Origin of the sequence: Kitasatospora sp. NPDC059146, from assembly GCF_042786665.1 — a bacterium.
Lineage (GTDB): Bacteria > Actinomycetota > Actinomycetes > Streptomycetales > Streptomycetaceae > Kitasatospora.
In genome coordinates, this window is sequence record NZ_JBHZCY010000140.1 from 17,259 (window position 1) to 24,297 (window position 7,039).

A 7,039-nucleotide genomic window follows, 5' to 3' on the forward strand; every position below is an offset into this window, starting at 1 on the left:
CGGCGGGGGGCGCGGTGCCGCCCGGGGTGGTGCCGGCCCGGTTTGGGGGGGCGGGGCCGCGGGGGGGGGGGGGGGGGGGGGGGGGGCCCCCCCCCGGGCGGGGGGGGCGCCCCCCCGGCCGTGGCTCAGGAGACGTTGACGGCGGTGTCGTCGAGGACGAAGGAGGTCTGCTTGGTGTAGTCCTCGGAGCCGGAGAACTTGAGGGTGACGCTCTGGCCGGCGTAGCCGGACAGGTTGAAGCTGTGCTGCTGGTAGCCGGTGGCCGCGTTGACGTTGGAGTAGGTCGCCAGGGTGGTGCCGTTGGCGGTCACGGTCAGCTTGTCGAAGGCGGTGGTGTTGCTGGCCGCGGTGTCGATGTGCAGCCAGAAGCTGAACGTGTAGGTGCTGCAGCCGGCCGGGAGGGTCACGGTCTGGGCGAGGGTGTCGGTGTTGGTGCTGCCGTACCCGTCGAGCCAGGCGTCGTAGCTGCCGGAGTGCGGCGGCTCGTTGGAGCTGCTGTTGATGGTGCTGGTGCCGCTGGTGTTGGTCTCCGTCCAGCCGGTCGTCGAACCGGCCTCGAAGCCGGGGTTGGTGAGCAGCTGGGCGGCGGTGCAGCCGCTGCCGCCGCCGGTGGGCTGGACGGTCCAGGTGAAGGTGACGGAGGAGGACGGGCCGGTGGAGTCGGTCGCGGTGGCCGTCACGGAGTACGTCCCGGCGGTGGTCGGCGTGCCGCTGATCAGGCCGCTCGTGGCGTTGACGCTCAGTCCGGCGGGCAGGCCGGAGGCGCTGTAGCCCAGGGTGCCGCCGGCGGTGTCGGTGGCGGAGAGCTGGAGGCTGGTGGCGGTGCCGGCGGTGGCGGTGCGGGCGCCGGGGTTGGTGAGGGTGACGCTGCCGGTGGTGCTGCCGCTGCCGCCGGCGGCGAGCCAGGCGGTGGCGTTGAGGCCGAGGGCGGCGTCGGTGCCGGCCGGGTCGTCCCAGCCGTTGTAGACGGTCTTGCCGGGCTCGCCGGTGCCGTCGTCGATGGCGGAGCTGTCGCCCCAGACGGCGACCCGGCCCTTGCCGAAGCTGCTGGTGGCGAAGAAGGCGCCGGTGGTGCCGGAGGAGCCCGTGCGGTAGACGATGCCCTTGACGGCGGGGTTGTCGGCGGGCTTGAGGGTGAAGGTGGTGCCGTTGCGGATGATGCTGCCGGTGACGGTGCCGAAGGGACCGTGCAGGACGGGGTCGGTGGCGTCGTTGACGGCGGTGGGGTTGTCGGTCTGGATGTTGAGCAGGTCGACGGAGAGCCCGAACGGGTCCTTGCTGTTGACCGAGTTGGTGGTCATCAGGTCGTTGATGACGGCGGGGGAGTCCCAGCCGTCGTTGTTGCGGTCGCTGCCGGTGTGGTCGGAGATCAGGAACAGGCCGCCGCCGTTCTGGACGAACGTCATGACCGCGGTCTTCTCGGCGTCGCTGAGCCGGACGTTGGGCTCGGGCAGGACGAACTCGTCGAAGTTGGCGAGGTCCAGCGCGCCGCCGGTGCCGTAGGTGATGCTGGAGCCGCTCGGCAGGGTCTTGAGGCTGTACTGGCCGGTCTTCTGGAGGGCGACGCCCCAGCTGGAGATGGCGCCGGTCCAGTCCGTCCCGGACTGGGGGTTGGCGTTCTCGGCGAGCGGGTCCGGCTGGCTGGTGCTGATGATCCAGTCCGCGTTGCCGGCGGTCTCCGCCTTGCTGTTGTCGAACAGGACGCGGTGCTGGGTGGCGGTCGCGGCGGCGGGGGCCGTCGTGGTGGCCGTCGTCGCGGTCGCGGTGGTGGCCGCCGCGGCCGGGTGGGGGGCGGTGCTCGCGACGGCGAGCACGGTCAGGACGGCGGCACCCAGGGCGAGCGGGCGTGTCACGTTGACGCGTCTGAGCATGGGTCAAGTCCCTTGGTTCGTGGGGATGCAGGGGAGAGCTACGCGCGTAGGCGCAGTGGCACGGTCCCATGATGGGGTAATCGGAGCTTGAACGGAACGCGACGAAACGGCTCATCGGTGCGCCCTCGGGCCTTTCGCCGGAAGCCTGCACAGCTGCGACACCATTGGGCCACCGGACCTTCGCGCCCGTGCCGCGGCCCTTGCCGAAGCCTTTAACGAGGGCTCCGGCAAGGGCCGCGGAAATGGGATTCCGGCGACGGGAGTTGCTCCCCCTGCATCGGTTGTGCGCGGGGCCGCTACCCCCGGGCCAGCCGCCCCAGGGCCAGACCCGCCAGCAGCGCGGCGCCGTCGCCGAGCACGCCGTCGTCGAACTCGGCCTCCGGGGAGTGGTTGTAGGGCGCGGTGAACGGGTCGCGCCCGTCGTCCGGGACGGCGCCGAGCAGCAGGTACGCCGACGGGACCAGTTCGCCCAGCACGCCGAAGTCCTCGGAGCCGGCGATCGGCTGGGGCATCTCCAGGAAGCGCCCCGACCCGAACAGCCGGGCCGCCAGGTCGGATGCGAACTCCGTCTCCCCCGGGTCGTTGACGGTCACCGGGTAGCCGGGCTCCACCTCGGCCGCCACCTCCAGCCCGTGGGCCGCCGCGATCCCGTGCACCACCCGCAGGGACTCGGTGCGCACCAGCTCGCGCGAACGCGGCGAGAAGGAGCGGACGGTGGCCTCGAACCGCGCCTCGTCGGGGATCACGTTGGCCGCCGTACCGGCGCCCAGCAGGCCCACGGTGAGCACCACCGGGTCGAAGGCGTCGATCCGGCGGGTCACCATCGACTGGAGTGCCAGGACCGCTTCGCAGAGCGCCGGGACGGGGTCGAGCGCCGAGTGCGGGCTGGAGCCGTGCCCGCCGCGCCCGCGCAGGGTGACCCGCAGGGTGTCGGAGGCGGCGAGCACCGGCCCGGGGCGGGTGGCGACCACCCCGTTGGGCAGGATGGCGGCGGCCACGTGCAGGGCGTACGCGGCCACCACCCGCTCCCCGGCCGCGTCCAGCACGCCCGCCTCGACCATCAGCCGGGCGCCGTCCGCCCCCTCCTCGCCCGGCTGGAACATCAGCACCACGTTCCCGGCCAGCTCCGCGCGCCGCTCGGACAGCAGCCGGGCGGCGCCGACCAGTGCGGCCGCGTGCAGGTCGTGCCCGCAGGCGTGCATCACCCCGGGGGTCTCGGAGGCGTACGGCAGCTCGGTGCCCTCCTGCACCGGCAGGGCGTCCAGGTCGGCCCGCAGCAGCACGTTCGGGCCCGGTCGCCCGCCGCGCAGGACGGCGGTGATCGAGCTCAGTCCCTTGCCGAGGGTGAGTTCCAGGGGGAGGCCGTCGAGCGCGGCGAGCAGCCGGGCCTGGGTGCGGGGGAGGTCCAGTTCGAGTTCCGGACGGCGGTGCAACTCCCGGCGGAGCAGCGCGAGTTCGGGTTGCAGGAGGGCGGCCGAGCGGAGCAGCTCGGGCAGGTCGAGCCGCTCCCACGGTGCGGCGGGCGCGCCGGGTGCGCCGGGGGTGGCGCTGGGCAGGTCGGACACGGGGGACCTCCAGGGGTGGACGGACCGGGGGGAGCCCGGGGTGGCTGGTGCCATGATCGGAGGTTGCCCACCCCGATCGGGCCCGGCACACGGGAGGGCCGTGAATCCGGTGCGGAGGCCACGGGAAACGCTCCGGGGCATGGCCGACCTCGGGCTTCGTTGAGATGGTCCGACGGAGTGACTATCTTCATGGGGTGAGTGAGCGTGTGATGCAAGAACCCACCGTGATGGTCCTGACCGCCCTCGCGGACGCCCCCCGGCACGGCTACGCCATCTCCCAGGAGATCAAGGCGATGACCGACGGCCGGGTCGCCCTGCGCACCGGAGCCCTGTACGGGGCACTGGACCGCCTGCTGGCCGACGGCCTGATCGAGGTCGAGCGCGAGGAGGTCGTCGACGGGCGTGCCCGACGGATCTTCACCCTCTCCCCGACCGGCCGCGAGCGGCTGGCCGTGGAGGCCGACCGACTGGCCGCGACGGCCCGGGAGGCCACCCGCCGGCTGTCCGCCGCCCGACCGGCGGCGACCGGCACATGATCGACCACCTGCTGCGCCTCTACCCCGCCGCCTACCGCCGCGCCCACGGTGCGGAGATCGCCGCGACGTACCGCGAGCTGACCGCCGGCGAGCCGCTGGGCCCGCGGCTGCGGGACGCGGCGGAACTGGCGGGGCACGCACTGCGGCTGCGCGCCGGACTGGGGCCGGGCACCGCCGCCGCACGGATGCTCGGGGCGGCGTACCCGCTCGTCCTGGCCGCCTCGGCCGCCGCCAGCGGGCTGCACCTGCTGCGCTGGTACGCCGCCGTGGCCGCCTCGCCGGCCCCGCTGGGGGTGCAGCTCCGGTCGGACCTGTCCGGCGTGTGGGGCGTACTGCTGCTCTCCTCGCTGCTGGTGCTCGCCGCGGCGGCGGCGGTGACGGCCTGGCGCAACGGCTCCCGGGGCGGCGACTCCCGGGGCGCCCGCGAACTGGCCGTCCGCGAACTGGCCGCCCTGGCCCTGGCCTCCCCGTTGCTGCTCGCCCAGGCCGGCACGGTGGCCTGGGGCGACCCGACCGCGCTCGCCGTCCTGGCGACCGTCCTCGCGGCAGCCCTGGCGGCCGTCCCGCTCGCCGGCCGCCTCGGACGGTCCCGGCGCTGAACGACCCGACCCCGCCGAGCGGCCCCCCGGCCGAGCGGCGGGGTTCGTCGCGCACGTATTACTCCGTTTGACGTAGCATTCCGTTCAACGGACTATCGGGCCGTCGACTCCACCGGATCCGGCGGGCCCGCGCGAGAGGATGCCCATGCCGTTCACCCTGTCCCACCCCGCGGCCGTCCTGCCCCTGCTGCGGACGCCGTTCAGCCGGGTCGCGCTGGTGGCCGGGGCCGTCGCGCCGGACCTGCCGTACTTTCTGGTCACCACCGGACTGCCGGTCAGCGCCCAGTCCTGGTACGAGCCCTTCGCCAACGCCACCACCACCCACACCCTGCCCGGCGCCCTCACCGTCGGCCTTCCGTACACCCTCGCGCTGTGGGCACTCCTCCTGGCCGGGTGGCGGCCGCTGGCCGCGCTGCTGCCGCTCCCGGCGCCCGCCGCGCGGCAGTCGGCGGGCGGTACAGGTGGTACGGGCGGTACGGCCGGGGTGGTGGTGCGGCGGGTCGGCTGGGTCCTGCTGTCCGCGGTGATCGGGCTCGCCACCCACCTGGTCTGGGACTCCTTCACCCACTACGACGGCTTCGTGGTCACCCGCGCGCCGTGGCTGAACACCACCTTGGCCGGCAGCCTCACCTGGGCCCGGGCCCTGCAACACGCCAGCACCATCGGCGGCCTGGCCGCCATCGCGGTCTTCGTCTGGCGCCGACGGGACCGGCTGCGCACCGGCGCCCGGCCCTTCACCGGCCGGCGCCGCCACATCCTGGTCGCGCTGGCCCTGTGCGCGGCCGCCGGGGCCGTCGCGCATGCCTGGTGGTGGCTGGCCGGCCCGCAGGCGGTGGCCGACGGGCGGCCGTTGGACGCCCTGCTGGAAGGCGTGCTGTCCGACGCGGCGAAGGGCGCGGGCGCCGGCCTGATCGCGGCCCTGGTGCTGTACACCGCCGCCTGGTGGATCCGTCACGCGGCCCTCGCACTGCGCGGTCGCGCGGGCGCCGCAGAGGCCGGTACCACGGCCTGAACGCGGCAGACCGTCGTGCCGCCCTACGGGTCGTCCGACGGTTCGGCAAGTCCTGCCTGCGGTCCAGGACTTCGCTGTCGTGCGACGTTTCGGGGGCGCCCACCGGGCGCCCCCGAAGGGCCGGACGCTGGGTCCGGGCGGTGGCCGGCTCCGCTGCATCGGAGGGCGGCCGCGGTCCCTGGGTGTCGATTGCTCGCGACCGGGACTTCGGGTTCAAGGCTGGCGGGGAGCGGGGCCGGAACGCCCAGTTGCGTGCTGCGGGGCCGGACGGCGCGCTGGCGGCGGCGCTGGACGGGGTCGCTTCGGTGGTGGATGACCTGGGCCTTTTCCCGTTCCGCCGGGCGTGATTGTTGCGGCGGGTTCCGGACTCGCGCGCAAGAAATCCGGGGGGTGCTGTCCGTCGGGATGGAAAACCCGGACAGGGGCGCGATCCGGCGTGTGCGGGGGCGCTCACAGTGGCCGCGAGCTGCGGATACCTCCGTCGATCATGCGATGTTCTTTCGGAGCGGAATGCCGGTTGGGCCGTTCGGGGAATTCGCGGGGCACGTCGTACCCGAGAATGAACGGCGGGTGCCGGGCGGGAGCTGCAATCTCCGGTCCGGGTCTTCAAGACTCGATTGAACGTCAATTCGATTGTAGGGACTTCGTATGAGTGTGCCGCGTCCGCGGCGGACGACGGCGAGCAGCAGCGTGCTGCCCGTTTCGGCCGTCGTCCTGGCGTTGGGTGTTCTGACCGCGGTCGTCGTTCTCGCCCTGGCCGGGGTGTCCACCGAGACGATCATCGCCCTGTCGAGCGCGGCGGTCTTCGCCGCGGCCGAGCTGACCAGACGGCTGGTCGCCGCCGTCGCCCGCGGACGCCGGCGCAGGTGAGCGTGCGCCATGGGACGGCACAAGAAGGCAGTGCCGGACGGTGCGTTCGCGGAACGGCTCGCCGTGTACCTGCGCGGCCTGCGGGAGCGCAGCGGCAAGACCTACGAGGCCATGGAACCCTTCTCCGTCGCGACCTTCTCGCGTGCGGACTCCGGTGCTTCCAGGCCGAGTTGGCGCGTCGTGGAGGCCTACGTACGGGCCTGCGGCGGACGGCCGTCGGAGCTGCGCAAGGCCGGCCGGCTGTGGCAGGAGACGCCCGCGAGCCAGCCGGCGGCGGACGCCCCGGCCGACGGCGCCCACGCCTGGCCCGAACCGGACACCCTGGTGGAGCCCCACCAGCTCGGCGAGGTCATGCGGATCGCGCGGAAGGCGTGCGGCGACCCGTCCTTGCGCGGCCTGGAGGTGCGGGCGGCGCAGCTGGGTGAACAGCTCTCCCGCAGTACGGTCAGCGACGCGCTGCGCAAGCGCGGCGGGCCGCAGTTGCGGACGTTCTGCGTCTTCATGCGGGTGATCGCGGACTATCCGGGGTCGCCGGCCGCCGGCTACCCGGCCCGGGTGTGGGCCGAGGCCTGGCACCGGGTGCAGC

The 7,039-nt window shown here is 74.0% G+C and carries 7 protein-coding genes; 5 read left to right on the plus strand and 2 right to left on the minus strand.

All coding sequences use genetic code 11. The features are described from left to right. Positions 1-125 precede the first annotated feature (125 nt). Positions 126-1,871: a putative Ig domain-containing protein gene (locus ACFXPX_RS37195; protein ID WP_380644623.1), complete on the minus strand. Its 1,746-nt coding sequence runs from the start codon at positions 1,869-1,871 to the stop codon at positions 126-128. Positions 1,872-2,167: 296 nt separating this feature from the next. Then, positions 2,168-3,367, minus strand: coding sequence for a M20 family metallopeptidase (locus ACFXPX_RS37200; protein ID WP_380644627.1), 1,200 nt, complete (start codon positions 3,365-3,367; stop codon positions 2,168-2,170). Positions 3,368-3,645: 278 nt separating this feature from the next. Here ACFXPX_RS37200 and ACFXPX_RS37205 point away from each other — a divergent pair, with 278 nt between their 5' ends. From ACFXPX_RS37205 to ACFXPX_RS37225, 5 genes are all read left to right on the plus strand, one after another. Then, the gene (locus ACFXPX_RS37205) at positions 3,646-3,972 is read left to right on the plus strand and encodes a PadR family transcriptional regulator (RefSeq protein WP_380594268.1); all 327 of its coding nucleotides are present in this window, start codon (positions 3,646-3,648) and stop codon (positions 3,970-3,972) included. Next, positions 3,969-4,571, plus strand: a complete 603-nt coding sequence (locus ACFXPX_RS37210; protein WP_380644624.1) for a hypothetical protein — start codon at positions 3,969-3,971, stop codon at positions 4,569-4,571. Before ACFXPX_RS37205 ends, ACFXPX_RS37210 begins: the two co-directional genes overlap by 4 nt. Before the next feature lie 145 nt (positions 4,572-4,716). After that, positions 4,717-5,583, plus strand: coding sequence for a DUF4184 family protein (locus ACFXPX_RS37215; RefSeq protein ID WP_380644625.1), 867 nt, complete (start codon positions 4,717-4,719; stop codon positions 5,581-5,583). Positions 5,584-6,231: 648 nt separating this feature from the next. Then, positions 6,232-6,453 (plus strand): hypothetical protein, encoded by a 222-nt coding sequence (locus tag ACFXPX_RS37220; protein ID WP_380533068.1) that lies wholly within the window; start codon positions 6,232-6,234, stop codon positions 6,451-6,453. Between the two features lie 9 nt (positions 6,454-6,462). Next, positions 6,463-7,039: helix-turn-helix domain-containing protein (locus ACFXPX_RS37225; protein ID WP_380644626.1), on the plus strand; the 577-nt coding region annotated here is incomplete at its 3' end.